Origin of the sequence: Psychrobacter sp. JCM 18902, from assembly GCF_904846615.1 — a bacterium.
GTDB lineage: Bacteria > Pseudomonadota > Gammaproteobacteria > Pseudomonadales > Moraxellaceae > Psychrobacter.
Map to the genome: position 1 here is coordinate 1,329,078 of NZ_CAJHBK010000001.1, position 26,822 is coordinate 1,355,899.

Sequence of the window (26,822 nt, forward strand, 5' to 3'; positions counted from 1 at the left end):
TATTTGCTTTTGAGCACTTTATGGTAGCATAAACAACTTTAGCGCAGATGATTGAAAAGAGCTCTTATGACAACCATGACCCCATTGCTTCTGATTACTGCTGATCCTAGCCACCCACTTGCCCATTTAGCGCTACGTTATGCACGCGCTTATCTGACAAATGCCGCCAATAATAAAGATACCAATGATAATGTCACCTTAAACGTGTTTTTTTATGGCGATGCAGCTCATACTGCCAATGGTTTACGCTGGCAGTCGGCGGATCAAATTAATTTGACCAAAGAATGGCAAACGCTCGCTGAGCAGTTCCAGTTAGCGCTGCCTGTCTGTGTCAGTACTGCACTCAGTCGCGGCATTAGCGACACGGATAACAGCAAACGCCATCAACTTAATGGTGACAACCTTGCCACCGGCTTTTCACTGGTCGGACTGAGTGAGCTTGCGATGATGATGCAAGGCGACTGTCGTTTGATGCAATTTTGATGACTTGCCGTGCAGACAGATTACATCTTATGATAATAACTGTCAGCGACCAATTAGATTAGGAATTAACCATGAAATTATTAATTCAGCTGCTCACGCCGACTGAAATGGCGAGTTATGAAGGCTGTGCGCTTGCATTAACGCTAGCCACCTTTGGTCATGAAGTACAGCTGTATTTGGATGCGCCTGTTTTTGGCTTATTGATGCAGCCTGCGTCGCGTTTGCATGGCATGATTCAGTCGCTTGAGCTATATGACATGCCAGCCGCTTGGCTACCTGACGATGTCTTTAGCGGGTGGGTCACGGGTATGCTGCCTATTGATTTGGCTTCACAATTGACATTGATACCTGAAGTGGTGAACGCTTCAGATTTTGAGCAAATACTAAGCTTTTAGCCTCGCAATTTTATTTGTAATACTTTAAATACTAGGGCGTGTCCTCATTTTAAAAATAGAGATGAGAATGAGGACACGCCTTATCCTAAATCTAGCAACGAATCGGACACTGTTATGGCAACTTTATATCAAATACACAGCACAATGGATATGCTCAGGCGCAGTGTCGATGAGATGTCACGGACATGGCGCACTGGTGACAGTATTCTCTTGCTTGGTAGCACCGTGGCTTTTATCAGTTGGCTTGATGCATATTTGAATGACAGTGAAATACAAGGCATCGCAAATATTTATGCCTTAGTCGATGATGTGGCGCAGCTGAGTACCAATACCAGTGCGAAGCTCAATCTAGAAACCAAACTGAGTGAGCTGTTAACAGATGAAGAGTGGGTCAATCTAACTCAGAGTACCAATTTTAGTAATACCAGTGTTAGTAATACCGATGCTAATAATGCGGGGTTTGATAAAGTAGTGACCATTGCCCTATGAATAACGATAATACGATCAATCACGATATAACCAATCATGCTATAACAGCGGCAATCAACGTTGAATTGGATCAAGACGGTCATTTATGTGACCATAATATCTGGACCCCTGAAGTCGCTCAGCAATTGGCCAACACTCTAGAGGTGCATCTAGAAACTGAGCATTTACAAATTTTACAACAGGTACGGGCATTTTTTACTCAGTTTAATCACGCACCAGCCACGCGCCCACTGATTAAATGGTTACAGAAAACCTTGCCAGAGCATGATATCAGCAATCAGAAACTACAGCAGTTATTCAACACTGGCTTGGTTGCCCGCCATGTCAATCGCCTTGCCGGTCTGCCCAAACCACCCAACTGTTTGTAAGATATATGGCTTATAAGATATATGATTGATAAGGGGTTATGAATGGCGATGAATACCTGAATGTTGGATCATCGCCTGCAATCAGTAAAAAATGCATGGCTATTTTGGATCGTACACTGTCAACGTCTCATATCCGATACTACGACCTTCATCACCAGTAAAACCTTGCTGACGCCAGACCTCATACAGACATATCGCCACACTATTCGATAAGTTTAAACTGCGTGAATCAGCCAGCATAGGCAATCGCAACCAGTGATCAGCGCCAATATCTTCACGTATATCATCTGCCAAACCTGCTGTTTCAGAGCCAAATACTAAGGCGACATTAGGTATCTGCTCAGGCATCAAAGCACGATCAGATTCGGCAGCCATCTGTTGCCCACCAAAGTCATAGTCATAAAAAGGCTTGCTCAGTTTGGTGGTCAATGCTGTGACAATATGACAATCCGCTGCCTGTAGCGCCAGTTTTGCTGCCGCCCAATCATCATGTACTTGTAGGTGCGCGTATTCATGATAATCCAAACCTGCACGCCGTAGCTTTTTATCATCAAGCTCAAACCCTAATGGCCTGACCAAGTGTAGCTGCGCGCCCGTGTTGGCACATAAGCGGATAATATTGCCCGTGTTACTAGGCATTTTTGGCGCTACCAACACAATATGGGTGATCATATCGACTCCTTAAGTCGTCAAATCTGCGTATTATCGTCGATCCGAGATAACGTGGACAGACTCTACTAAAATGATGGTTATTTGAATTTCTGAGCAAAAGGTAATTAAAAGTTACAGTTTACTGCCAATAATTACATTTTGATACCTTGCACAGTTTTTAACTTTCACTATGATGTCTCTAACGGATATCGAGATAGTATTTATCAATTATTATCTTATCCAATAACCCCTCAGTGAGGCTCAAGCCTAATGCTTAGAGCATCACTGTTATTATTTATAACGACCCATTTTTTAGGATTCTATTATGAAAAAATTAATCATCGCATCTTTAACTGCTATGTTTGTTCTAACTGGTTGCAACACTTTCAAAGGTTTGGGCCAAGACGTATCAAGCGCTGGCGAAGCTGTTACTGGCGGCGCTCAAGACGTACAAAATAAAATCTAAGTATTGATTTTTTTGCGTATTTGAAAGGCTTATCGTTTATGTGATAAGCCTTTTTTTATAACTTTATTTTTCGATCGTAAAGACTGATAGTAAAGACACCGTGAATATCTCCAATTATAAGAAGGCTCGCAATATCTGATTGAGATAACGTTGACCCAATAGCGTTGGCTGTAGCCGCTCAGTATTGTCTACTAGCAATCCCTGAGTAATCAATTGCGCCACTTGTACAGCAATATCATCATCACTAAGCCCTGTCCTTGCAGTAAACATCGACCAAGCGACCCCGTCATGTAGACGTAGCGCATTCAGCATAAACTCACTGACCAATTCATCACTGTCAATTTCCTGCCAACCCACCATTTTTGGTGCGTTTTGTTTAACAGAAGAATCAGTGTTATCTTGATAATCCACATAATCTTTAGGCAATCGTGATTTACTAAAACGATAAATACCAGAATCTGCTAGCAAGTCATTCTTTAAGCGATTCTCTGTTAATGCTGATGCTTCATGAGCAATCGTTACTTTACCATGCGCGCCCGCACCAATCGCTAGGTAGTCACCAAACTGCCAGTAATTAACATTGTGACGGCATGCCTTATCTGACGCGCCTGCCCACGCGGATACTTCGTAATTGCAGTAGCCCAATTGCTGCAACAACGCTTGACCTGCCTGCTCAATATCTGCCAAGTTATCCTCATCTGGTAAAATTGGTTGGCTACGGTAAAACACGGTATTGGGCTCAATCGTTAATTGATACCAAGAGATATGCGTCGCCCCAGCATCGTGTGCCATCTGGATATCGTTCAGCGCCTCATTCATCGTTTGCTGCGGCAGCCCATGCATCAAATCGACATTGACTCGCTCAAACCCAGCCGCGCGCGCCGCACGAATCGCTGACAATGCTTGTGCAGGGTCATGTATGCGACCAAGGGTTTTGAGCTTATCAGCAGCAAAACTTTGTACACCTATCGACAAACGATTGATGCCCACCTCTAAATATTGGGAAAAAGGCGCATGCTCAAGCGTGCCCGGATTGGCTTCCATCGTCACTTCAATGCCGTCAGCAAACTTAAAGATGTTGCGTAAGCCAGTAAACAATCGCTGGTATTGCGCAATGGGTAGCAGTGAAGGCGTACCACCACCGATAAAAATTGAACTGATTTCACGCGCTTGGGTTAACGACTGCTGCATGGCGGCATCTGACAGCAGCGCATCCACATATTCGTCATACATAGATAGTTGCATATCCATCGGCAGCTCATGCGAATTAAAATCACAATAAGGGCATTTTTTGACACACCACGGGATATGAATATAAAGCGCCAGTGGGATGGCGCTTACCTGTATCCCACTCGCAGTATTATTAGAGATGCTGAGATTATCAGAAAAATGAGCAGGTGTAATATTTGACATAAACGAAGGTATCTATAAAAAAGGTTACATAAATGAATGACTGCTGTCACTAGCAGAAAGTAGCGCTAGGATAACGGCTAATGTGATTAAAAAAAAGGCTATCTTAAAGAAAAGCCGATCAATAACAAAACCAATCACAAACATTCATGTTAACCCTGTACTTTTATAGGCAAAATAGTGAAGAATGGTGGCATTAAATGTCATTGTATTAAATGTCATTGCATACAGTGATATTGCAAATAATGAATGGCTGATAATGATAAATAGGATAAAGATATGGCTTATTGGTTAATGAAGTCCAATCCCAAGTTTTTTGGTATTGATGATTTGCAACGCCTGGAGACAGACAGTTGGGATGGTGTGCGCAATTACCGCGCTCGTAACTTCATGCGTGACGAGATGCAGGTCGGCGATAAGGTATTCTTTTATCACTCTAGCGCTAAGCCGTCTGGCGTCACTGGCATCATGACGGTAAGCAAAGCAGGCTACCCTGACCCTTGCCAGTTCCATCCTGAGCACCGTCATTACGATCCTATTGCCACCGAAGATGAGCCACGATGGTATATGGTAGACGTCACTTTTGAGCAAGCGTTCATTGATATTCTACCACTATCAGCCCTTAAATTTTTACCCGCACTTGAGGATTCATTATTAATGAGAAAAGGCTGTGAGCAACTTACCGTGATTCCACTAGACGCCAAACACTGGTACGCCATTATGGATATGGCAGAAACCCTTCATCTACTATCTGAGCAACCAGTGGTTAGATAGTAACGATTGAGTAAGGTTTTTAGTGTTATCAACGAACACTTATTGATGCGCTGCCTGCAAAAAATTTGCTATATTTGCGATTTATGCTCAACAATTCATTTCTCGATTTTCTTTATCACACCTTTATCCCCATTATCAGGACTCGCTTATGAGCGCACCAAAACTACTATTATCTGTATTAACTGTCAGCATGTTCAGTCTTACTCTTAGCGCTTGTGGCAGTGACGGGGACAAGATCAAAGACGAATATGACCGAATAGAAGATCAGGTGAACAATGAATATGATCGTTTGGAAGACAAGGTCAAAGAGAAGTATAAAGAAGTCGAAGATAAGCTGAGCGATGATGAAAAATCCATGGCCGAGATTCTGGAGTCGGTATTTTTACCAGAAGAATCACTCGATAATTTCTTGGATAAAATAACCCCAGAAGGCGGTCGCGGCGGTTTATATGTCGGACACTTCATTGAGATTGACGATGGTGACAACGACGATATCGATATCGGTGCTGTTTACTTTGACATCAGCAAAAAAGATGGCGCTGGCAGCGTAGATGGTAGCGTTAGTTATCAGCAGCAAGCCTGCCAAGAAAACAACACTCTGGGCATCAACTCAGCCATTAAGGTTGACAACTATATCGCGGGTAAAATAACAGGCAGTCTCGATACGTTAGCGTTTTTAGACATTAAATATGTCAATGATTTGGGCATAGAAACACCAAACTTATTAACCACCTTTGCGGGGAGCTTTGAGGAAAAAGCAGCAGGATCACCTTGGAGAGGTAGCTTTGAGTATCAGGATGGCATCGGCGGTAAAAAACTAACCAGTAGCGAAAAAAATTGCAATGTCACTTACACCATTAGCGATCGCTCTAATTTTAAGACTTACCCACTTGATTATAGTCTGGGCAAAATGACTCTTGATGTCATCGGTAATGGCAATCAAAAGACCGTCACTTGGCAAAATCCTGCCAATACCAAGTATTTACTGGTCAGCCAAATTGATGTCAACAAAGCCGAGTCTGGTGCCAACGGCTATGTGCAGAATGTGATATTAAGTAATCTTGAAACACAGTTTGCCCCTGTCATTCCAGCCATGTCCACCAATTACGTGATTGTCGTGCAAGCATTTGATGCCAGTAATACCTTGATTGGCTATCAAGCAGTGGTGCAAGATTTGCCTGAGTCGCTATAAATACGTGCTGATGCGCCTATAAGTTAGAATGGTTATCGTCAAGTGCACACTCTATGGAATCGATTACCTTTCACAGTCAGTTTTTAAGAGCTATATAACGCTTTTAAAGCGTTGACATCATAGCGTGGCTTCTTTACCATTCTATTTATTTATGACCTGTCAATCCACTGCTTGGATTGACGGGTTATTTTGATTTTTGTGCCTGCCTTTTTTTTTGCATACTCTGTCTATATAGGCTTGCTCATATTATTTATCGGAGTATTATCGTCGGCACGACTCCCCCTTTTACATCCATCCAAAAAACTGGATTGGCTTGGTTAAACTTGCTTAGGGCGTGTTCTCATTTGCTTTTCTGCTCAAATTTTTGGTCATGGTATGACCGTCTCGCTATTGTTTTGTTGATGGCAATATTTGCTCATCTATCATAATTACCGCAAAGAATAAAAAGTTGCTCACTATGGTTTTCCCATTATCTTTTAGAGATTTTAAAAGCTACAGCTTACGCTTAGGCGTGCTCGCGCTTCCTATTTTAATTACTCAGTTTTGCCAAGCAGCACTTGGTGTGGTCGATGCTATCATGGCAGGTCAAGTCTCCGCGCTTGATTTGGCTGCCGTCGCCGTTGGCTCTGGTATTTGGCTGCCGCTGTTTTTATTAGCCACTGGTATTTTAATCGCCACCACCCCTCTTATTGGTGAGGCGATTGGTCAAAATAAGCACCATCAAGTACCGCATATCACGCAGCAGTCTTTATGGACCGCCAGTGTCATTGGTATTATGGGCTTTATCATCGTTAATTTAGCACCCAATGTACTTGGGATCATGGGTGTGCCTGAAAATATCCAACCGATAGCAACGCAGTATTTGCATGGCGTGTCGTTTGGTTTTCCCGCACTGGCAGTCTATGCGGTACTACGCAGTTATTGCGAAGCACTTGGGCGACCTGAGCCGGTGACAGTGATTAGTATTATCGGACTACTTGCCGATATCCCCCTTAACTATATTTTTATCCACGGTTTGTTTGGCATGCCCGAAATGGGCGGCGCAGGCTGCGGGGTCGCAACGGCAATAGTGTTATGGATAAATGTTTTATTACTGGCGGCTTATACCAGCTTTACTAAGCGACAGCAGTTTGCCAGCACGCGCTTCTTTTATGCCTTTGCCAGCCCTAACCGTGCACAGATTAAAAAGCTCCTTAAACTTGGTATTCCGATTGGTATCTCTATCTTTTTTGAAGCCAGTTTGTTCAGCTTGGGCGCTCTTGTTATCAGTCCATTAGGTGAGCTAGCAACCGCATCGCATCAGGTGGCATTAGCAGTGACCTCCCAGCTGTTTATGATTCCGATATCGGTCGCGATGGCACTGACAATCATGGTATCCAATCGTTTTGGCGAAAAAAACCTCATGGCGTTACGTCAAGTGCAAGCCACTGGTCTTATCTGGACAGTATTGATTGCACTCACGTGTATGCTTGGTATTTGGCTATTTAGGCCACAATTGGCAGCTGCATTCTCTGATAACCCAGCCGTTATCACGCAATCTATGCATTTACTTATTTTTGCCCTTGGTTATCAGCTGTTCGATGGCTGGCAAGTCAACGTCGCTGGTATATTGCGCGGCATGCAAGACACCACGATACCAATGTGGGTCACGTTGTTCTGTTACTGGCTGGTAGCATTGCCACTCGGTGTTTATTTGGTGCGCTTCACCGATATAGGCGCACAAGGGTTTTGGATGGCATTAATCACGGGTTTATTTTTATCGTCTATTCTACTCACCCTACGCCTGCGCTATCAACAAAAGCGTCTGACGGCGATGTGGGGTTAATGCATCAGCTATACTGATGTAAATGCAGTATCTACTAACCATGACTAGCGCTACATGGTCACATAGACTATGATAAATCATTAAGCATTTCTTACTCGTAAGAAATGCTTACGTCATAATATGTAAAAAAACTCAGTTAACAACTGTACATCGATTGCTCATTGCCATGAATATAGGTATCATTAGCAATTACCTACACAATATTTAGTTACACTATTTCTTGAAATTAGTAGAAGGCAAAATTAAAACTATGGATATTGAAAAAATACGCACCCTAATCGCCCTCATGGAAGAAAGTGAACTGGTTAATTTAGAAATCAGCTCAGATGATGAACACATCAGCTTAACTCGTCACTATGATGCGCCTGCACCGACCATGATGGCCGCACCTGCTGCTGGCATTGCCCCTATCACTGCTGAAGCAAAGCCAGCGGTAAAAGCGGGTAGCGTTGAGACATCGCCGATGGTTGGTGTTTATTACTCAGCACCTAGCCCTAATGACCCGCCATTCGTAAAGGTCGGACAAAAGGTGCAAGCTGGTGACACATTGGGCATCATCGAAGCCATGAAAATTATGAATCCTCTTGAGGCAACGCAAAGTGGTGTCGTTGACGAAATCTTAGTCGATAACTCCGAAGTGGTACAGTTTGGTCAACCCGTCATACGCTATAGAGCTTAACGACACTGTTTACCAACCTTTACCTCATTATGATAGAGATTTCGTTATCATTTGGCATTTTAGCTTGAGTTATTTTATCTTTATTGTAGCTCAATTTAATGGTGCCTAAAATAACGACTCTATCAATGACCGCCGCTTCGACAAGGATGACCCCATGATAAAAAAACTGCTCATCGCCAATAGAGGTGAGATTGCCCTACGTATCGTTCGAGCCTGCAAAGCCCTTGGCATAGAGACCGTCGGTGTCTACTCCACAGCTGATGCAAACTTGATGCACCTGCGCTTTGTTGATGAGGCAATCTGTATTGGCAAACCCAATGCCAATCAAAGCTATCTTGATATCAATACTATTTTAACCGCAGCTGAAATCACTGGTGCCGACGCTATCCATCCGGGTTATGGTTTTTTGGCTGAAAATGCTGAATTCGCTGAACGCGTCGAAGAAGCAGGTCTCACTTTCGTTGGTCCTAATGCTGACCATATTCGATTAATGGGCAATAAAGTCTCTGCCATTAATGCAATGAAAAAAGCTGGCGTACCGACCGTCCCTGGTTCAGTGGGCGCGGTAACGTTGCATAATGCTGAAGAGCAAGCACGCCATATCGGCTTTCCGTTATTGATTAAAGCCGCTTCTGGCGGCGGCGGTCGCGGTATGCGCGTGGTTGAGCGCTTTGAAGAAGTCATTGGTCAAGTACAGGCTGCTAAGCAAGAAGCTGAGCTGTGGTTTGGCGATGATACCGTGTATATGGAACGCTACCTACAAAATCCGCGCCACGTAGAGATACAAGTGCTTGGCGATGGTAATGGTAATGCCATTCACTTATACGATCGAGATTGTTCATTGCAACGTCGCCACCAAAAAGTATTAGAAGAAGCCCCTGCGCCTGATATCCCTGATGATGTACGTCAGCCTATCTTGGATGCTTGCGTTAAAGCATGTGAGTTGGTGAAATATCGCGGTGCGGGTACTTTTGAGTTTTTATTTGAAAATAATGAATACTTTTTTATTGAGATGAATACTCGTGTGCAAGTTGAGCATCCGGTAACTGAGATGATTACTGGCATCGACGTGGTCGTCGAACAGCTAAAAATCGCAGCCGGCTACGGTTTGTCTTATCGTCAAAGCGAGATTGAGATTCAAGGCCATGCCATTGAATGTCGTATCAATGCTGAAGATCCAGCGACCTTTATGCCTTGTCCTGGCACAGTCACTCAGTTATTTGCCCCCAGTGGTGCTGGTGTACGCTTTGACTCGCACCTCTACCCGGGCTACGAGATTCCAAGCTATTATGACTCATTAATTGGCAAGCTTATCTGCCATGGTCAAACGCGCCAGCAAGCCGTCTCTAAGACGCTGCATGCACTCGATGAATTGGTAATTGAAGGTATTAAAACCAATATCCCGCTGCATCGCGATGTCATTTTGGCAGATGACAATTTTATTCACGAAGCACAAAATATTCATTACCTTGAAAGAGAACTTCTAACTGGCAATAAAAAGAAGGCGGATGTATAACCTACTTTGATTTATTGTTGAGCATAAAAAAACCGCTACCTATTTAGATAGCGGTTTTTTTATATTTCTATTTTAGGAAAAATGGTTTTAAGTCTTATGATTAACGATAAAGTGCTATGGCAACACTCTATTAAAATTCATAAAGCATTCATTACCATCAGGATCCGTACACCACTGCATTTGGTTGCCATCGTGGTTTAAAAACGCAATCAATGCTTCGTCAGTTTGGTCGATTTGGTTACCTGAACAATCTACCTCATTGTTGTCATAGACTGTTTTTAGCGCAATAATGGGCAGCCCTTCTTCGCGATGCGTGATTAGGTAACGACCATATGTCCACTCTTTGCCACTCACTGCCCACATCTCATTATCGGCCGCAAAATTGTATAGCTCGCGACACTGGTTTGCTTTTTTGGCAGAAGCCGTTAACTGGTTGTTGGTATTGGGCTTAATATTAAGGACGCGCTTTTCACTCTGCACAAGGACACCGCCTTCTGTGCCAGCAGTCACTTTTGGCTCATCACTTTTTGTCTGGTTCAGCTCTTTTGCTACAGCTTGTCTGGCTTTGGCTTCTTTAGTCATCGTGATACTACTGTCTAAGTCGATTTCCCATTGTCCTGCGATAGCTGGGCTGATATGAGTAGTAATAGTCGGTTTAGTGACCACTTCGCCATTTACTGGCAATGACGCCAAAATAGCAGCCAATGAAAATGAAGCAAGTGAGATAGGTTCCATAATTAACCTTTTGTTTATAATAATATAATAATATGAGTTATGTACATTAGCGTAAGTCTTAGACATCAAAAACACAAGTAACATTATGCTATTAGTCGCGATGCTTTAACCAACTGCAAGATAGGCGATAGTTATAAATGTCTACTTTCTGCATATAGACTGTCGTTTTTCATGCAAAAAATAACGCCATCGCTTTACTTGCCAAAGACAAGAAGCGACAGCGTTATAGCTACAAGTTATTAAGACGATCATAAAAACATTAAGCAGTGGCAGTACTAACTGCTTGAGCAAACGCTGATAATGCGCCTTTAAGCATCGCTGATACAGTACTGCTGCAAGTACCAATGCCAGAATAAACTTCACCATCAACATTCAACTGAATGTAAGCAGCGGCATTGGCATTGGTTTTGTTGTCATTATTGGTATCATCATCGATGCCATCACCGCTATTGTGCTGCGGATTAATTGCATGCTCAGCGTAGTTGATGACATGTATCGATTTACCAGTGTGCTGGGCAAGTCCGTCTATAAACGATGATAATGGACCATTACCAGTGCCATCAATATTAATGATGTCCCCATTCATTTGTACTTGACCAGTAAAGTAGACTTCACCGCCTTTATTATTGACCGTATAATCTAATAGCTCAAAACTGCCTTGCTGTAGATACGTATCTTCAAAGGTCTGTAAAATTTCATCATTCTGCAATTCACGAGCAGCTGATTCAGCTTGCTTCTGTACCACGCCGCTGAAGTCAATTTGCATCCAGCGCGGCAAATTAAAGCCATAGTTGCGCTGCAAGATATAAGCCACACCGCCTTTACCAGACTGACTATTGATACGTACCACATCCTGATAACTACGTCCGATATGCGCCGGATCAATTGGCAAGTAAGCCACATCCCAAACGTTATCCGTCTCGTTTTGATGCTTTTCGTTATAATCGAGAGATTTTTTGATGGCATCTTGATGCGAGCCGCTAAAGGCCGTAAAGACCAATTCGCCGACGTATGGATGACGCGGATGTAAGGGCAAATTGTTACATTCGCTGACCACTTGTACAATTTCGCTCATATTACTAAAATCAAGCTCTGGATCGATACCTTGACTAAACAAGTTCATCGCCATGACCATGATATCCATATTACCCGTACGCTCACCATTACCCAATAGCGTACCTTCGATACGATCGGCGCCCGCTAATACCCCAAGCTCTGCTGCTGCAACCGCACAGCCACGGTCATTATGTGTATGCAAGCTGATAATGACATGCTCGCGCTGGGCAAGATGACGGCAAAAATACTCCACTTGATCGGCAAAAACATTGGGCATAGACGCTTCAACCGTCGCTGGCAAGTTTAAAATAACTTCCTGCCCTTGTTGTGGTTGCCATACTTCACAGACCGCATCACAGACTTCTACGGCATATTCAGTTTCTGTTTGACTAAAGCTCTCAGGTGAATATTGGAACACCCATTCCGTCTCAGGATACTGTGCCGCATACTTCTGTAATAGCTTGGCACCAGTGATGGCAATTTCTTTAATCTCAGCTTTGTCTTTACCGTAGACCTTTTCACGTTGTACACGGCACGTTGAATTATAAACATGGACAATCGCACGCTTCGCGCCTTTCAATGACTCAAACGTACGGGCAATCAAATGCTCACGAGCCTGCACCAATACCTGCAAAGTCACATCGTCTGGGACGTGATTTTCTTCGATAAGTTTACGAGCAAAATCAAACTCAACCTGCGCCGCTGATGGAAAGCCAATTTCAATTTCTTTAAAACCAACCTCAACCAACGTTTTAAAAAAACGCATTTTTTGTTCGATCGTCATCGGGTCAATCAGTGCTTGATTGCCATCACGCAGATCCACACTTGCCCAAATTGGTGACTTTTCAATCGTTTTGCTCGGCCAAGTACGATCTGACAGCGATGGCGCAAAAGCAAATGGACGATACTTTTTATAATCAAAAGCGGCATTTTTGGGTGTAATCTTTGCAGTCGTTGAGGCTACAGTGCGTTTGGCTTGGTCAGACATAATCAATCCTTAGATGATATGGGAATTTATGTTTTTAGCTGGACGGCTGGTGATTAGATCAATGTTTATCATACGAGATAACCAATATTTATACCATAATAATATCAGAGTTTATGCAATAGAAATCAGCTTTCTTTGATAATATATGGCACTATTTTAGTGAAAAAATACAATTTAATCAGTATAATTAGCTGAATCCACTAATAAAGCAACAGATCATGCCAAACAGTCATCTTGATAGTCCACATTTAGCCGATATTGATGAGATCGATCGACAGCTCTTGCGCGTATTGCAAACTCAGGCACGTATGAGTATCACCGAGCTTGCCGAACGCGTCAACCTGTCAGCCACGCCTTGTGCACGCCGTATTAAACGCTTAGAAGATGCTGGTATTATCACGGGTTATCACACCAAAACAGATGCGCAAAAACTTGGCTACCCGCTCGCCGTCTTTATCGCGATTAGTATGGACCGCCATACGGCTGAACGCTTTGAGCAATTTGAGCGTAAGATTCAGAGCTTTGATGAAGTCATTAGCTGTAGCATTGTCACGGGTCGTACAGAAGACTACCTTATCAAGGTAAGAGTACGCGATATGGCACATTATGAGGAGTTTTTATTACATAGGCTCAATCGTATCGAAGGTGTCGCTCAAGTGCATACCAGTTTTGAGCTACGAGAAATATTTAATCGTAGTGTGGTTTAAATGGTAGTCGGTGGCTGTCGACGAAACAATAGCAACAGCACCAATCCAACCATCAATCCAGCGGCGGCAACGAGTAACCCTGCATTGAAATTGTCGTCCTGCCCTGCCAATGCTACCGTCACCAATGGTCCCAAAAACTGACCCAATGCATAAGCCAAAGTTGCCAATCCTATCAGCAAATTTGAGTAAGCAGGATTGATATTTTTAATCAAAGTGAGCGTCATCGAAACCATACCCACAAAGGTCAAACCTAAAATAGCAGCATTGCCGTACAAACCAATAGCGCCGTCGAACCATATGGGCAGGCACATCCCAAATGCTTGTAATATCGTTAAGCCTATTAACGTTTTAATTTCACCAATTCGCTTGGCAAGTGCGCCCCACAGTGGATTTGATAACATCGCAAATACACCAACGACTAGCCAAATAAGCAATCCAGCATACGTCTGCGTCGTAAGGCGCTGTGCTGCCATGACTGGCAAAAAAGTCGCAGAGGTAATATAACCAAAGCCTGCCAGTACATAGCTCGCTGACAGCAAAGCAATAGCCTTACGATGACCAGCAATGGCCTCATACAAAGCGCGCTTAAAGCTCAAATAGGTTTGATACACTGACACGTGCTGTTTAAGATCAGTCTGCAGCAAGTCGGGACCCTGTGCTTGTCTTGGTTTTACCGCATAGAGTAGCCATACCAGAGGTAAGCTTGTAAAGCCTGCTACCAACCAAATGACATTAAAATGATAGCCCAATATTAACAACCACCACGTCAGTATGGCAGAGGCACTGATACCGACGCCAATACCTGCGTAGTGTACTGCCGACAGTACAGAGCGGCGTTCAGGACTTAAGCTTTGAATCACAAACGATGAGCTTAAAATCATCGCTACCCCGCTTGCAATACCTGCGATTAGACGAATGAGATACCATACAGTTAATGACATATCAGGTACGACAAGTAGCATCGTTGTGACGACACTTACAATCGCCCACAGTGTCAGTGCTTGCCACGTTGAACGCTGAGGCACAAACATGGCGATGAGGGCACCGATAAAATAACCGATGTAATTGATAGAGGCAAGCCAGCCTGCAATCGTCGTTGAAATCGACAGTTGCACCATAATATCGGGCAAGGTGGCAGTAAAGAGGAAGCGTCCATAGCCCATGACGACTGCCATGCAGTACATACCGATACAGGCAATGGCAGCTTCATTGGTAATATGAGGAAAAGCACGGCTTTTGAGAGCAGTCATCATGACAGAGCCATTTTTGCGGCCATTAGCACACAATCCTTTGTGTTAGAGCATTCAAGAGCAGCGGCAGATTAATAATCAAACATACAAGCGAAAACTACGATACGTTTACTGTTGGTGGCATGGTCACATCTGTTTCTGTGTGTCCTAGCATTTGTACGCGTTGATCACTAAACATATCCATATCAGGTGCCAGCGTACGCATAAAGCGATCAAAATAGAGCATCTGCTTGGTCAATAAAGCAAAGTCACGTGGGAAATGTATGCCATGGCGCTTACCGACTTCTACAATCTCAAGCATCATTTTATTTAGCTCATCGGCTTGCTCTTTACTAGACCTCTTGCAAAAGTCACAAACCAAGCTCTAAATTAACAACACTGGCGAATAGCTTCATTCTAAGATCATAACGCTGACGACGGTTGCGATACTTATGAGCCACGATTTTGAACAACTTGATTAAGCCTATTTTGTGCTCAACCATAATACGAAACTTAGCCAGATAGTGATTGGCTTGTTTGCAGAGCGCTAACAGCTGACCACCACGTGGCTTTTTAAAGGGGGTGAAGCTTTGTTCATGTAACTTTGCAATACCCTGATAGCCACTATCGGCTAATAGTTTAGTGTCACAAGGAAGCCAGTCAGGACAAGTATCTTTATACAGCTTAAAATCGTGCACTGACCCTTTGGACGTTTGAATATCTAATATTAAGCCTGTTTTCCAGTGGACGATCACTTGCGCTTTTAAGGTGTGTTGTTTCTTCTTGCCGCTGTAGTACTCTCTTTGGTTTTTTTGGACGCTCAATTGGGGTTTCAGTGGCATCGACGATGACGACTGTCCAATTAATATCGTCATCGACTCTACTAGGCAGCTTTTTAGGCAGTTCAAACTTGCCTGAATCAATAAGAACATCTTCTACTTTACGAATGATACGACTGGCAGACGATTCATGAATGCCAAAGTCCATACTGATGTGGTACAGCGTTCGATACTCACGCCAATAAGTAAGTGCTAGTAGTATTTGTTCTTCAAGACTAAGCACGCTTGGTCTACCTGATTTAGTCTTTTGTGCTTCACATTGCTGCATAGCATCCAGCATTTCATGGAAGGTCGCTTTATGAATGCCTGTATAGCGTTTAAAGCCTGCATTATTTTTTTTGAGTAGTTTATCTATGTTTGGCATGGTTCCTAGCCAGTTGTGGATGTGTTTCTTATATTAAATCTCTTTGCTACTTTTGCAAGAGGTCTACTATTAAAAGGCACACCACTGGTAAAGGATTTGTCCTCCGCCATAATAGTCTTCATCATACGCTGCAAATCATTACCCAATGCCACTACATCGACTTTATTGCCACCATGGGTCATTTCCATATCAATCATATGGCGCGCCATCGCTTGATAGTCACTGTCCTGCATGGCTTGCATCATACCTATGCACGCACGCCAGCTTTCAGCTTTTAGCTTACCGACAATACCAAAATCCAAGAAGCCAATACGACCATCGGTTAATAGCATCAAATTGCCCGCATGCAGGTCAGCATGGAAACTGTTGCACAGCATGAGACTGGCAAACCACGTATTCAAGGTATCCGCCATGACTTGCGCAGGATCAGCACAATACTGACGCATGAGCGACTCATCGACCATAGAGACGCCGTACAAGCGGCTCATGGTTAGTACACGCTTGGTCGTCAGCTCTTCATATACTTTGGGTGCTACCACGCGTGTATTACCTGATACGGCTAAGAACTGCTGAAAATCGCGGATGTTTTGTGCCTCAGCGATAAAGTCCGTCTCGGCAAGCATACGCAGGCGGATCTCATCGATAATCGGCGCAATACTGGCAAACTTCATCGACGGCATCAGAATCTCAAGTAACTTAGTCACCCCATGCAATACGCCCAAATCCGTTTGCATAATGGTCTCGACGTCAGGCTTTTGCACCTTTAATACGACTTCATCGCCATTATGCAACCGTGCCGCATGCACTTGCGCAATAGAGGCTGACGCTAGTGGCTTTGAGTCGATATGGGCGAACTTATCAGCGAGCGTCATACCATCAACCGCCAACTCTTCTTTCAATACCTGCTCGATATAAGCATAGGACAATGGCGTGGTTTGATCCAAACAGCTCTGAAAAGCTTTTACATATTCGCGTGGAAACAGTGACGGCGTACTAGCGATAAACTGACCAATCTTGATATAAGTCGTGCCCAACTGCTCAAACGTTTCTTTTAATAATGTGGCATCAGGCTTTTCACCTTTTGCCACTCTCAACGCAGATAAACCTGCCACGCTGGCTGTTTGGCGAACACGGTTCATGACATTGAAGGTATGCTTTAATAAATGCGGACGATGAATTTTCATAAAAAACAACTATGGTCATAAGAAAGGTTTTTGAGAATAGGCGATTATAAATAATGACAAATTACACAGTCACTAACGAACAATCACTAATGACTGCTACAGACAGGACACGCAGCATCTTGGCGATAGCCCATCAGCCGTTGCTGCATCTGGCTACCATCCCATAATAATAGCTTATTTGTCAGTGGATTTTTGGTTAATCCCAAATACTGCAGGGCAGCATTCGCTTGCAAATTACCCATGATAGCAGTGGTACTCGCTAGCACACCTGAGTTGGCACACGTACGCTCGTCAGCCGCTGCATCAAGCACTACCGAACCAAACACGCAGTGATAACAACCAGTGTTTAGTTGCGGCTCAAACAGCGCCAACTGACCTTGCATCGCAATCGCTGAGGCAGATAATAGCGGGATTTTATAGCGCACGCTAATACGATTGATGACATCACGCGTAGCAAAATTATCGGTGCAATCTAAAAGCAAGTCTGGCTTGCCTGTCGCCATATCGAGCAATTCATAAGCATTGTCTTCGCTTAATCTTGCAACTGTACCGCTCGCGGTAATTAAAGGATTAATACGCTCTAACATTTGCGCAGCTGTTAGCGCCTTAGGTTTACCGATATCCTCAGGTAAAAACAGCGTTTGGCGCTGCAAGTTGCTGGCTTCAATGACGTCATTATCTATCAGATGAATGTGCCCAAGTCCTGCACGCACCAGCGTCTCAGAAGCAGGACAACCAAGCCCGCCTGCCCCTATCATGACCACACGAGCTGACTTTAAGCGTAATTGAGCGTCAATATCCCAACCGTCTAATAATATCTGCCTTGCATAACGCAGCAGCTCTTCATCCAACAACTGCCCTTCATCTGATGTGTGCGCCATATTTATTACCAATAACCTATTATTAAAGAAGTCTACTAACAAAAATCTGATGACTTAATTTGACCAAGCGTAACACGATCATTACCACCATAATCTTGTACTGTATGCACAGATTCAAAGTCACTGTCTACAAACAACTTGCGAACGGCATCACCTTGGTCAAAACCATGTTCGATAGCCAGTAGCCCACCGACACGCAAGTATTTCGGTGCCTGTCCTACGATATGCTCTATATCGGCAAGCCCATGATTGGGAGCACTTAAGGCACTAATAGGTTCGGCTACAAGGCGTGCTAAATGCTCATCTTCCTCATCGATATAAGGAGGGTTGGACACAATCACATCAAATAATAGCTCGCCATGACTGGGCAGCTCGTCATACCAACTGCTTTGTATAAACTCAATATCAGCAACATCATTGATAGCTGCATTGTGCTGAGCAACCTTGAGCGATTCTGGCGACATATCCACCGCAACGACTTGCCAGCTTTCTGCCTTACTGTCTGAACGCTGCGTATTTAACTCGTGAGCGAGACTAATCGCAATACAGCCTGAACCTGTCCCTAAATCCAGTAACCGTTTTGGGCTGCTGACACTGTTTGGCTGATATTTTATCCAAGTTAATACTTGCTCAATCAGTATCTCAGTATCAGGTCGCGGAATTAAAGTGTGCTCATTGACCCTGAATTTTAACGACCAGAACTCTTGCTGACCAATCAAATAGGCAAGTGGCATTCCTTGCTGCATCTTTGTTACACCTGTATTAAATTGCTCAAACTCACTATCAGTTAATTGATAATCTTCATGCGTTATTAAAAATATCGCAGGCTTATCGATGACATATAATAGCCAATCGGTGAGCCAAAATGACGGTAGCTTGCTATTTGCAGCCTCATTCGTCAATTGCTGAATGTGCTGCTTTATCTGACGAATGGTCGATGCTGTCATAAGTAACTCTTAAAAATATGATGAATCAATGAGAATAAAATACTGCTTAGCCTACTCTGACGCGCGTGTTGGCTCTTTGGTATCGGTCAGGTTTGGATTCGCCTTGGCCAACTTATCACTGCTTCCATTACCGCCGCTTCCATCATTGTTGTCATCGCCATAAATATCATCGTTATCACCAATGACGATATGTTTATCAACAAAGTAAATCAATACCAAAATCGGAATCCCAATAGCGAAAGTAAAGATAAAGAAAAATGGATAGCCCATATTATCGACGATAGCACCTGAATAACCGCCCATCACCTTGGGAATGAGCGTCATTAATGAAGAGAAAATCGCATACTGCACTGCCGTAAAACGAATAGACGTTAGAGCGGATAAGAAAGCAATAAACACGGCACTCGCCAGCCCTGCTGCCAAGTTATCAAATATGACCGCAACATACATAAACGGCAAACTGCCTGGGTTGTAAGTTAGTAGTACAAACAATAAATTGGTCGCACACGCAAGAATCGCCCCAATCATCATGGCATGCATCATACGGAAACGCTGTGCCAATAGCCCACCTAAGAACCCACCTGCAATCGCCATAATCACGCCGACGAGTTTCACTGCATTGGCAATATCTGTTTTACTAAAGCCCATGTCTTGATAAAAAACGTTGGAAATAACGCCTGCCACAATGTCTGAAATTCGATATAGCCCAATGAGCGCCAATAGTAATAACGCCTTTTTGCCATAGCGTCTAAAAAAGTCCAAGATCGGCTCGACCCAAGTGGCCATGGCTACTTCTTTTTTCACCAACCCTACTTGTACCAATGCATAACCTGCTACTATCGCTACACCCAAGCTTATCAGCAGATGCAATGTTTCAACAAAGAAGCTGGAGAATGCTCCTTCAAACTCTGGCAGTACTTGTCCCATTAATATATAAGCGGCGATAAAAGCGATCACAGAAAATACGAATAGCGCCACCAATCTCACATAATCTTCACGAGTTTCCGCAACCAATGGCGCTTTATTAATAATTTTTGGTTGATTGATAATGAAATACAACAGCAGCAACGGTGCGCAAGCGACCAATGCCAAAAAGTAAAACTTAATCGCTGGCATGACCATTAACGGTATCATTGCCAATGTGCTATCAAATACTGTATTAATCAAAATATTGATCAGATAAATAATGCCAAAAATCAGACCTGGGATAAGTAATAAAGCAGAATAAATAAGAAATACTTTTAAGTTACCCTTTTGCTTTTTAGTTTGCAACGTTTCAGCCGTTGGCTCATAGCTGGCAAACGTGGTTAATACTCCTAAAGTCATGACACCTGCCATAATGTAGTAAGTATTTCGCCATGCCTCATAACTATAAAAAGTCTCATTCGAGCCAAAAAAATCTGCCAAATATAACGCGCCTGCCCCCGCAACGATCATGCCGATACGATAACCCGACACATAAATAGAGGATAGAATGGACTGCATCGATGGCGGCGCAAGCTCGATGCGGTAAGCATCAATCACGATATCTTGGGTGGCAGAAGAAAAGCCAAGCAAAACCGCAGCGCCTGCCATGTAGACTAAAACGTCTTCACTAACTGGATTAACATTTGCCATCAAAAAGATAGCAAATATGATAAGCAGCTGTGATACCACCATCCAACTGCGACGACGACCCAACCATTTAGTCAAAAATGGCACAGGAAGCGCATCTATTAATGGCGCCCAAATAAATTTAAACGAATAACCCAGTGCCGCCCAACTAAACATGGTCACAACACTACGATCAATGCCTGCCTCTCTAAGCCAAAGTGATAAACTTGAAAAAATAAGCAGTATAGGAATACCCGCTGAAAAGCCCAAAAACAACATGATAATGACACGAGGGTCTAAATAAGCCTTTGCAGCCTCTCCCCATGATTTTTTGACAGCTGGTTGATTGGGTGGCACAGATTTGACAGCAGACATAATCGCTCACTAGCACTTAAGAAAAAGAACACAACCGCGCACAATTTTTATCAATCATTAGTATCATCTATCGGTAACTGATACTGATAAATAGCACTGATAAACGGGATCGATAAAAATTGCTTAACGTTGCACAAATACAGCCATTACAACAAAATTGAATTATGGTACTTGAGAACGCTGACCTTGACTAGACATTCTAACGATATTTTTGCATTAACCGTTGTTTCTACTGGTTAATAAAACCTAGCTTATAGACTAGGGTTTGCTTTCATATTAAGAATGGGTATAAAAATAAGGAAAATATCGCATTTTGCATCATAACCGTTTTATATAAACCCCTTTCTCTTGTGATTAGTCAATCATTATCCTGATAAATAATTAATGCTTTAATAACCAGAAATTCTTGCTACATCCTTACTTTTATATATTTAAAAATATTATTTTATTAGATATATAATTTATTTTACAAAACAACGCGTTTGTATAAATCGCTTCCCTAAATCAATCATTATTCTATATGCTAGGGATGACAAATAATTTTTGCAAACAATAGTAAATAACACCCTCGATTGCCATTTATCTGATTACTGCCTAGGAGCCACATGATGACTAACTCAAACTCAACATCAGATGCTGCAAGTAACACCACTTATGATAAAGGAGATGGTCATGGACCAACCATTCATAGTGAAAATGTAGATACTTCGCACGAGCCACAACGTCCAAGCATGGGTGGCTGTCCTGTCATGCACCAAGCACATACTACGAACGCCTCGGCAGCAACCGACTGGTGGCCGAATAGCTTAAATTTAGATATCTTGCATCAGCAGGATCACAAAACCAATCCAATGGATCCTGACTTTGATTATGCAGCAGCCTTTAAGCAATTAGATTTAGAAGCCGTCAAGCAAGATTTAAAAAATCTAATGACTGAGTCACAAGCATGGTGGCCTGCAGATTGGGGTCATTATGGTGGGTTGATGATTCGTATGGCTTGGCATTCTGCCGGTACTTATCGACGCTCCGACGGCCGCGGTGGTTCTAACACTGGTAATCAACGCTTTGCGCCATTAAACAGTTGGCCGGACAATGTCAACTTGGACAAAGCACGTCGTCTATTATGGCCAATCAAGAAAAAATATGGTAACAAACTTTCTTGGGCAGATTTGATGATACTAGCGGGTAATATGGCTTACGAATCTATGGGCTTTAAGACGTTAGGTTTCGCTGGTGGACGTACCGATATTTGGCATCCAGAAAAAGATATCTATTGGGGTTCTGAGCGTGAATGGCTGGCGGCTACCAAAAATCGTTATGAAGATGATAATCAGCGTGAATCACTAGAAAACCCTTTAGCAGCGGTACAGATGGGCTTGATTTATGTCAACCCTGAAGGTGTCGATGGCAACCCTGATCCAATCAAAACAGCACAAGACATCCGCACCACTTTTGCTCGCATGTCAATGAATGATGAAGAAACGGTCGCCTTGACGGCTGGTGGTCACACGGTTGGTAAATGTCATGGTAATGGTGACGCTACCTTATTAGAAGATGAGCCAGAAGCGGCTGACATCAAAGAGCAAGGTCTAGGTTGGCGCAATCCTAAAGGTACAGGTAATGCTGGCGACACCGTCTCAAGTGGTATCGAGGGCGCATGGACCACGCATCCAACCCAATGGGATTATGAATATTTCGAGTTATTGCTAAATCATGAGTGGGCACTGACTAAGAGTCCTGCTGGTGCTTGGCAATGGGAACCTATCGATATCAAGGAAGAGGATCGCCCTTTAGATGCACATGATCCAAGTGTACGCCGCAACCCAATCATGACCGATGCTGATATGGCAATGATTAAAGACCCTGCTTATCGTAAAATTTCAGAGAACTTTCATCAAAATCCAGAATATTTCGATGAAGTATTTGCAAAAGCTTGGTTTAAGCTTACCCATCGTGATTTGGGGCCAAAATCTCGCTATTTAGGGGCGGATGTGCCAAGCGAGGACTTCACTTGGCAGGATCCAATTCCACAAGGCAATGTTAATCTGAGCGCTGATGATATTGCGATCTTAAAAGCACAGATACTAGGCAGTGGTATCGACCATCGCGAATTTATTATTACCGCTTGGGATAGCGCTCGTACATTCCGCGCCTCAGACTATCGCGGCGGCGCCAATGGTGCACGCATTCGTTTAGCCCCGCAAAAAGACTGGCTAGGTAATGAGCCTGAGCAATTGGCTCGCGTACTTGAGGCGTTCACTGCCATCCAGACGAACTTTGATAAAGACGTCAGCATCGCGGATTTAGTGGTACTCGCTGGTAACACCGCCATTGAAAAAGCAGCAGCTAATGCAGGTGTGCAAATTGAAGTACCATTCGATGCGGGTCGTGGCGATGCGAGCGATGAGATGACTGAAACAGAGAGCTTCTCTGATTTAGAGCCACGACATGATGGCTACCGTAACTGGATCAAAGGCAGCTATGCCATATCACCTGAAGAGATGCTATTAGATCGTACTCAGCTGATGGGCTTGACTGCACCCGAAATGGTCGTTTTAATCGGTGGTATGCGTGTCTTGGATACCAACTACGCTCAGAGCCAACAAGGCGTCTTTACTGAGCGTGCGGGGACACTTAGCAATGACTTCTTTGTGAACTTGACGGACATGAGCTATTCTTGGCATCCCGTTAAGACAGACAACAATGACGCCCCTGCTCTCTATGAAGTGCGTGAGCGTGCTACTGGCAATGTAAAATGGCAAGCCAGCCGCGTAGACCTAGTGTTTGGCTCAAACTCCATACTACGCGCTTACGCTGAGCTTTACGCACAGGACGATAACCTAGAAAAATTCGTTCATGACTTTGTAAATGCTTGGAATAAAGTGATGAATGCGGATCGTTTTCGCTAAAACCCACTGAAATAGATACGCCTTTATCTTAAAAAAGCCCTCTTTAATCGAGGGTTTTTTTATTGTAATGGTTTACTTCTAGCAACGGACAAACGACTTATTGTATATTCCAAATAAACATAAATAGATAACCATTAAGTATATACAAGAATAAACACTTTGTTTTACACTACCTGCTTACTGCATATTTGTACATTTTCACTTTTGTATACAGACAGGGTTTGTATATTTATACAATAGGATTTAGTTATGGCAATCGACGTAGTGGTCAATCAGCGGCATTTACAAATCCAGCTCAAGCAGTTGGAGACAGTATGGCATACGGTGATTAATGGCTATAACTTAAGTCAGGCGGCGACCGTACTGCACACCAGTCAATCTAGCCTATCAAAACATATTGCGGCACTTGAAAATCAGCTCAAAACGGAAGTATTCGTCCGTCAAGGCAAACGCCTAACGGGTCTTACGACCATGGGCACAGCACTAATGCCGCATATCGAATCTATCTTCGCCGAGATCCGTACGATTGAAAACCTAAGTCTCGATTTTAATAATCCGAATATTGGCACGCTGACGATTGCCACCACTCACACGCAAGCGCGATATGTATTGCCACAAGTCGTCAAAGAGTTTAAAGAGCGTTTCCCCAAAGTCAACCTAATACTACAACAAGCGGATCCAGAGACCATCGCGCAGATGGTCATTCGCGGGCAGGCAGATATTGGCATTGCAACCGAGTCTTTACTTCATAACAATTATTTACGCTGCTATCGCTATTATGACTGGACGCATCGCGTCATTGTGCCAAGCGATCACGAACTGGCCAATCACGAGTCTGTGGATTTGCCGACCCTCGCCAGCTATCCGATTGTGACCTATCACGGTGGCTTTACGGGGCGCGGTGCGATTGACAAAACTTTTGAAGAAGCAGGATTGGAACCAGATATCGTGCTAGCAGCGCTCGATGCTGATGTAATCAGTACTTACGTAGGTCTGGGCTTGGGTATCGGTATTATCGCAGAGATGGCGTTTGAACCGAGTCACTATCAAAATTTAACCGCGATACCTGTGGATCACTTTGGGCGCTTTACCAGTTGGATGGCGGTACGTGATGATGCAGAAATTCGTCAGTATGGTCGGGCATTTATGGAACTGTGTCAAAAACAATTTAGCCAGTAAAGAACCATTTATTCATGTTTTTACTAAACGTCAATGGCATCGTTATCAACAGATAATGATGTCATTTTCTATTCTCATTTCTACTCAAAATCGACTGCCGCGCATGTGACTCTTATAACTCTACCCCATTATTAAGATTTGTTATCGTCTTAACTTCTGACCTTTATATTCAATAGAACCGCCCCATTATATGAACTATTGAGCGACTAGTTACAGCAATATTGAATTAGCACTAGATTCTTGAGGTGCTGGTTTATCATTGCTGTCGCTAGTCTCTTTTATAACTAGAATCAAATACCAATATAACCATATAACCACGTCGTTGAAAGGCGGCATCATAAAAACAGGTGATTTATGAGTAACGCTATTCCCTTATCCTTTTTAGACCTAGCACCCGTGCCTGAAGGTAAAACCATCGCAGAAGGCATTGCCCAAACGGTTGAGACAGCACAGCAAGCAGAAAAATTCGGCTTAAACCGTTATTGGATGGCAGAGCATCACAATATGCCGGGCATCGCCAGTGCAGCGACGTCAGTACTACTAGCGCATATCGGTAGTCAAACCAAGCATATACGTATTGGTGCTGGTGGTGTGATGCTTCCGAACCATGCACCGCTCGTCATCGCTGAGCAATTTGGCACTTTGCAGGCATTATATGGCGATCGCATAGATTTAGGGCTGGGTCGTGCGCCGGGTACTGATGGCGCAACCTTTCAGGCACTACGCCGTCAGATGCAAGATGCTGATCGCTTTCCGCAAGACGTCCAAGAATTGATGTACTTTTTAGGGAACGGTACAGATAATAGCCCAGTACAGGCATTTCCTGGGGCAAAGTCAAACGTTCCTATCTGGATATTAGGCTCTTCTCTTTTTGGGGCTACGTTAGCGGCGCATCTAGGACTTCCTTATGTGTTTGCCTCACACTTTGCACCGCAAATGCTTGGGCAAGCGATTACAGCTTATCGTGAACAGTTCAGACCATCAGCCTATTTAGATAAGCCTTATGTCATGCTGGCAGCCAATTTATTACTCGCCGATGACGATGCTACTGCACAGTATCATTTTACCTCTGCGCAGCAAAGCTTCGTACGCTTGCGCCGTGGTGAGACAGGTCAAATGCCGAAACCTACTCACGATATGGACAGTATCTGGAGCCCTGCTGAAAAAATGATGGTGGATAGCGCATTGTCAGTGTCATTCATCGGTTCTGTGGAAACTGTCAAACCGAAACTGGCGGCATTCCTTGCTCAGCATGAGCCAGACGAGCTGATTGTGACGGCTAACGTTTACGATCAGGCAGCGCGCATGCGTTCACTGGAACTTACACCTGAGTTAAATTTATTTACTTTACAATGAAATCAGACACTTGCATAATTATTGATAAACCTTAGCTGGATGTTTGACATGGATGCAACTCCTATTATCGGTGCCTCACTGCTTATTGGCTCATCAATATTTATGTACATTGTGGCCTTTCTTGCGGTGATGGCTGTCGGTGGTTATTTGACCTACCGCACCAGCCCAAAACGTAAGCAGCGGCGCGAAGACAAACGCAATAAAGACAATTCAAATTAATAACCGCTCTCGA

Annotated in this window: 25 protein-coding genes and 2 pseudogenes; 15 read left to right on the forward strand and 12 right to left on the reverse strand. The window is 43.6% G+C overall.

From position 1 onward, the window contains the following. The first annotated feature begins 66 nt into the window (after positions 1–66). The 4 genes from tusD to JMY05_RS05435 all read left to right on the forward strand — a co-directional run bounded on the left by tusD (position 67) and on the right by JMY05_RS05435 (position 1,735). Positions 67–483 carry a sulfurtransferase complex subunit TusD gene (gene tusD / locus JMY05_RS05420; protein WP_201614410.1) on the forward strand — a complete coding sequence of 139 codons (417 nt, stop codon included), beginning with the start codon at positions 67–69 and terminating at the stop codon, positions 481–483. A gap of 71 nt (positions 484–554) precedes the next feature. Continuing rightward, a complete protein-coding gene (locus JMY05_RS05425) occupies positions 555–878 on the forward strand; it encodes a hypothetical protein (protein ID WP_045447797.1) in 324 nt (107 codons plus the stop codon). Positions 879–992: 114 nt separating this feature from the next. Further along, entirely contained in the window at positions 993–1,367 is a 375-nt protein-coding gene (locus tag JMY05_RS05430; RefSeq protein WP_045447794.1) for a hypothetical protein, read from the forward strand. After that, entirely contained in the window at positions 1,364–1,735 is a 372-nt protein-coding gene (locus JMY05_RS05435) for a TusE/DsrC/DsvC family sulfur relay protein (RefSeq protein WP_201614412.1), read from the forward strand. Before JMY05_RS05430 ends, JMY05_RS05435 begins: the two co-directional genes overlap by 4 nt. A gap of 99 nt (positions 1,736–1,834) precedes the next feature. Here JMY05_RS05435 and JMY05_RS05440 read toward each other — a convergent pair whose 3' ends face one another. Then, positions 1,835–2,407 carry a tRNA (cytidine(34)-2'-O)-methyltransferase gene (locus JMY05_RS05440; protein ID WP_045447792.1) on the reverse strand — a complete coding sequence of 191 codons (573 nt, stop codon included), beginning with the start codon at positions 2,405–2,407 and terminating at the stop codon, positions 1,835–1,837. A 304-nt stretch (positions 2,408–2,711) separates the two neighbouring features. Between JMY05_RS05440 and JMY05_RS05445 the strand changes: the two genes are divergently transcribed. After that, complete coding sequence (locus JMY05_RS05445) at positions 2,712–2,852, forward strand: entericidin A/B family lipoprotein (protein ID WP_045447789.1); 141 nt, start codon at positions 2,712–2,714, stop codon at positions 2,850–2,852. A gap of 114 nt (positions 2,853–2,966) precedes the next feature. On the opposite strand, the gene hemW is transcribed toward JMY05_RS05445, so the two are convergent. Beyond that, complete coding sequence (gene hemW, locus JMY05_RS05450; RefSeq protein WP_045447786.1) at positions 2,967–4,265, reverse strand: radical SAM family heme chaperone HemW; 1,299 nt, start codon at positions 4,263–4,265, stop codon at positions 2,967–2,969. 276 nt (positions 4,266–4,541) lie between these two features. On the opposite strand from hemW, the gene JMY05_RS05455 reads away from it, so the two are divergent. The 5 genes from JMY05_RS05455 to accC all read left to right on the forward strand — a co-directional run bounded on the left by JMY05_RS05455 (position 4,542) and on the right by accC (position 10,248). Then, positions 4,542–5,036 (forward strand): EVE domain-containing protein, encoded by a 495-nt coding sequence (locus JMY05_RS05455; RefSeq protein WP_201614414.1) that lies wholly within the window; start codon positions 4,542–4,544, stop codon positions 5,034–5,036. Positions 5,037–5,184: 148 nt separating this feature from the next. After that, a complete protein-coding gene (locus JMY05_RS05460) occupies positions 5,185–6,228 on the forward strand; it encodes a hypothetical protein (RefSeq protein ID WP_201614416.1) in 1,044 nt (347 codons plus the stop codon). Between the two features lie 457 nt (positions 6,229–6,685). Further along, entirely contained in the window at positions 6,686–8,053 is a 1,368-nt protein-coding gene (locus tag JMY05_RS05465; RefSeq protein ID WP_060490947.1) for an MATE family efflux transporter, read from the forward strand. Positions 8,054–8,303: 250 nt separating this feature from the next. Continuing rightward, positions 8,304–8,732 (forward strand): acetyl-CoA carboxylase biotin carboxyl carrier protein, encoded by a 429-nt coding sequence (gene accB, locus JMY05_RS05470; RefSeq protein ID WP_045447773.1) that lies wholly within the window; start codon positions 8,304–8,306, stop codon positions 8,730–8,732. 154 nt (positions 8,733–8,886) lie between these two features. After that, complete coding sequence (gene accC / locus JMY05_RS05475; protein WP_060490945.1) at positions 8,887–10,248, forward strand: acetyl-CoA carboxylase biotin carboxylase subunit; 1,362 nt, start codon at positions 8,887–8,889, stop codon at positions 10,246–10,248. 114 nt (positions 10,249–10,362) lie between these two features. Here accC and JMY05_RS05480 read toward each other — a convergent pair whose 3' ends face one another. Beyond that, complete coding sequence (locus JMY05_RS05480; RefSeq protein ID WP_045447770.1) at positions 10,363–10,983, reverse strand: hypothetical protein; 621 nt, start codon at positions 10,981–10,983, stop codon at positions 10,363–10,365. Between the two features lie 259 nt (positions 10,984–11,242). Continuing rightward, positions 11,243–13,027, reverse strand: coding sequence for a 2-isopropylmalate synthase (leuA, locus tag JMY05_RS05485; protein ID WP_045447767.1), 1,785 nt, complete (start codon positions 13,025–13,027; stop codon positions 11,243–11,245). 218 nt (positions 13,028–13,245) lie between these two features. Here leuA and JMY05_RS05490 point away from each other — a divergent pair, with 218 nt between their 5' ends. After that, positions 13,246–13,734, forward strand: coding sequence for an Lrp/AsnC family transcriptional regulator (locus tag JMY05_RS05490; protein WP_045447764.1), 489 nt, complete (start codon positions 13,246–13,248; stop codon positions 13,732–13,734). Here JMY05_RS05490 and JMY05_RS05495 read toward each other — a convergent pair. The 8 genes and pseudogenes from JMY05_RS05495 to JMY05_RS05530 all read right to left on the reverse strand — a co-directional run bounded on the left by JMY05_RS05495 (position 13,731) and on the right by JMY05_RS05530 (position 21,146). Further along, positions 13,731–14,987, reverse strand: coding sequence for a YbfB/YjiJ family MFS transporter (locus tag JMY05_RS05495; protein WP_045447761.1), 1,257 nt, complete (start codon positions 14,985–14,987; stop codon positions 13,731–13,733). The genes JMY05_RS05490 and JMY05_RS05495 overlap by 4 nt on opposite strands. Positions 14,988–15,081: 94 nt before the next feature. Next, positions 15,082–15,315, reverse strand: a pseudogene (locus JMY05_RS05500) (AarF/ABC1/UbiB kinase family protein); the annotation flags it as partial. Between the two features lie 19 nt (positions 15,316–15,334). After that, positions 15,335–15,895 (reverse strand): transposase family protein, encoded by a 561-nt coding sequence (locus JMY05_RS05505; RefSeq protein WP_320157822.1) that lies wholly within the window; start codon positions 15,893–15,895, stop codon positions 15,335–15,337. After that, a pseudogene (locus tag JMY05_RS13825) lies at positions 15,885–16,166 on the reverse strand (helix-turn-helix domain-containing protein); the annotation flags it as partial. The pseudogene JMY05_RS13825 and the gene JMY05_RS05505, both read right to left, overlap by 11 nt. 5 nt (positions 16,167–16,171) lie before the next feature. Beyond that, the gene (locus tag JMY05_RS05515; RefSeq protein WP_227678116.1) at positions 16,172–17,350 is read right to left on the reverse strand and encodes an ABC1 kinase family protein; all 1,179 of its coding nucleotides are present in this window, start codon (positions 17,348–17,350) and stop codon (positions 16,172–16,174) included. An 86-nt stretch (positions 17,351–17,436) separates the two neighbouring features. Further along, on the reverse strand, positions 17,437–18,231 hold the full coding sequence (locus JMY05_RS05520; protein WP_045446232.1) for a HesA/MoeB/ThiF family protein: 795 nt from the start codon (positions 18,229–18,231) through the stop codon (positions 17,437–17,439). Between the two features lie 35 nt (positions 18,232–18,266). Beyond that, the gene (prmC, locus tag JMY05_RS05525; RefSeq protein WP_045446229.1) at positions 18,267–19,178 is read right to left on the reverse strand and encodes a peptide chain release factor N(5)-glutamine methyltransferase; all 912 of its coding nucleotides are present in this window, start codon (positions 19,176–19,178) and stop codon (positions 18,267–18,269) included. A gap of 51 nt (positions 19,179–19,229) precedes the next feature. Further along, positions 19,230–21,146, reverse strand: a complete 1,917-nt coding sequence (locus JMY05_RS05530; protein WP_045446226.1) for an AmpG family muropeptide MFS transporter — start codon at positions 21,144–21,146, stop codon at positions 19,230–19,232. Positions 21,147–21,877: 731 nt separating this feature from the next. Between JMY05_RS05530 and katG the strand changes: the two genes are divergently transcribed. The 4 genes from katG to JMY05_RS05550 all read left to right on the forward strand — a co-directional run bounded on the left by katG (position 21,878) and on the right by JMY05_RS05550 (position 26,809). Further along, a complete protein-coding gene (gene katG / locus JMY05_RS05535; RefSeq protein ID WP_201615361.1) occupies positions 21,878–24,055 on the forward strand; it encodes a catalase/peroxidase HPI in 2,178 nt (725 codons plus the stop codon). A 249-nt stretch (positions 24,056–24,304) separates the two neighbouring features. Continuing rightward, positions 24,305–25,234: a LysR substrate-binding domain-containing protein gene (locus JMY05_RS05540; protein WP_045446223.1), complete on the forward strand. Its 930-nt coding sequence runs from the start codon at positions 24,305–24,307 to the stop codon at positions 25,232–25,234. 354 nt (positions 25,235–25,588) lie between these two features. Beyond that, the gene (locus JMY05_RS05545) at positions 25,589–26,590 is read left to right on the forward strand and encodes an LLM class flavin-dependent oxidoreductase (RefSeq protein WP_201614420.1); all 1,002 of its coding nucleotides are present in this window, start codon (positions 25,589–25,591) and stop codon (positions 26,588–26,590) included. A 48-nt stretch (positions 26,591–26,638) separates the two neighbouring features. Next, entirely contained in the window at positions 26,639–26,809 is a 171-nt protein-coding gene (locus JMY05_RS05550; RefSeq protein WP_176393081.1) for a hypothetical protein, read from the forward strand. The last annotated feature ends 13 nt before the right edge of the window (positions 26,810–26,822 follow it).

What these genes read in the sequence shown, in the direction of transcription:
- JMY05_RS05480 (WP_045447770.1), bottom strand. Translation starts at nt 10,983, where the DNA reads ATGGAACCTATCTCACTTGCTTCATTTTCATTGGCTGCTATTTTGGCG.
- JMY05_RS05440 (WP_045447792.1), bottom strand. Translation starts at nt 2,407, where the DNA reads ATGATCACCCATATTGTGTTGGTAGCGCCAAAAATGCCTAGTAACACG.
- prmC (WP_045446229.1), bottom strand. Translation starts at nt 19,178, where the DNA reads ATGACAGCATCGACCATTCGTCAGATAAAGCAGCACATTCAGCAATTG.
- JMY05_RS05490 (WP_045447764.1), top strand. Translation starts at nt 13,246, where the DNA reads ATGCCAAACAGTCATCTTGATAGTCCACATTTAGCCGATATTGATGAG.
- JMY05_RS05445 (WP_045447789.1), top strand. Translation starts at nt 2,712, where the DNA reads ATGAAAAAATTAATCATCGCATCTTTAACTGCTATGTTTGTTCTAACT.
- hemW (WP_045447786.1), bottom strand. Translation starts at nt 4,265, where the DNA reads ATGTCAAATATTACACCTGCTCATTTTTCTGATAATCTCAGCATCTCT.
- JMY05_RS05495 (WP_045447761.1), bottom strand. Translation starts at nt 14,987, where the DNA reads ATGATGACTGCTCTCAAAAGCCGTGCTTTTCCTCATATTACCAATGAA.
- accB (WP_045447773.1), top strand. Translation starts at nt 8,304, where the DNA reads ATGGATATTGAAAAAATACGCACCCTAATCGCCCTCATGGAAGAAAGT.
- JMY05_RS05540 (WP_045446223.1), top strand. Translation starts at nt 24,305, where the DNA reads ATGGCAATCGACGTAGTGGTCAATCAGCGGCATTTACAAATCCAGCTC.
- JMY05_RS05515 (WP_227678116.1), bottom strand. Translation starts at nt 17,350, where the DNA reads ATGAAAATTCATCGTCCGCATTTATTAAAGCATACCTTCAATGTCATG.
- katG (WP_201615361.1), top strand. Translation starts at nt 21,878, where the DNA reads ATGGGTGGCTGTCCTGTCATGCACCAAGCACATACTACGAACGCCTCG.
- JMY05_RS05460 (WP_201614416.1), top strand. Translation starts at nt 5,185, where the DNA reads ATGAGCGCACCAAAACTACTATTATCTGTATTAACTGTCAGCATGTTC.
- leuA (WP_045447767.1), bottom strand. Translation starts at nt 13,027, where the DNA reads ATGTCTGACCAAGCCAAACGCACTGTAGCCTCAACGACTGCAAAGATT.
- JMY05_RS05505 (WP_320157822.1), bottom strand. Translation starts at nt 15,895, where the DNA reads ATGTTCTTATTGATTCAGGCAAGTTTGAACTGCCTAAAAAGCTGCCTA.
- tusD (WP_201614410.1), top strand. Translation starts at nt 67, where the DNA reads ATGACAACCATGACCCCATTGCTTCTGATTACTGCTGATCCTAGCCAC.
- JMY05_RS05430 (WP_045447794.1), top strand. Translation starts at nt 993, where the DNA reads ATGGCAACTTTATATCAAATACACAGCACAATGGATATGCTCAGGCGC.
- JMY05_RS05545 (WP_201614420.1), top strand. Translation starts at nt 25,589, where the DNA reads ATGAGTAACGCTATTCCCTTATCCTTTTTAGACCTAGCACCCGTGCCT.
- JMY05_RS05520 (WP_045446232.1), bottom strand. Translation starts at nt 18,231, where the DNA reads ATGGCGCACACATCAGATGAAGGGCAGTTGTTGGATGAAGAGCTGCTG.
- JMY05_RS05465 (WP_060490947.1), top strand. Translation starts at nt 6,686, where the DNA reads ATGGTTTTCCCATTATCTTTTAGAGATTTTAAAAGCTACAGCTTACGC.
- JMY05_RS05530 (WP_045446226.1), bottom strand. Translation starts at nt 21,146, where the DNA reads ATGTCTGCTGTCAAATCTGTGCCACCCAATCAACCAGCTGTCAAAAAA.
- JMY05_RS05550 (WP_176393081.1), top strand. Translation starts at nt 26,639, where the DNA reads ATGGATGCAACTCCTATTATCGGTGCCTCACTGCTTATTGGCTCATCA.
- accC (WP_060490945.1), top strand. Translation starts at nt 8,887, where the DNA reads ATGATAAAAAAACTGCTCATCGCCAATAGAGGTGAGATTGCCCTACGT.
- JMY05_RS05455 (WP_201614414.1), top strand. Translation starts at nt 4,542, where the DNA reads ATGGCTTATTGGTTAATGAAGTCCAATCCCAAGTTTTTTGGTATTGAT.
- JMY05_RS05425 (WP_045447797.1), top strand. Translation starts at nt 555, where the DNA reads ATGAAATTATTAATTCAGCTGCTCACGCCGACTGAAATGGCGAGTTAT.
- JMY05_RS05435 (WP_201614412.1), top strand. Translation starts at nt 1,364, where the DNA reads ATGAATAACGATAATACGATCAATCACGATATAACCAATCATGCTATA.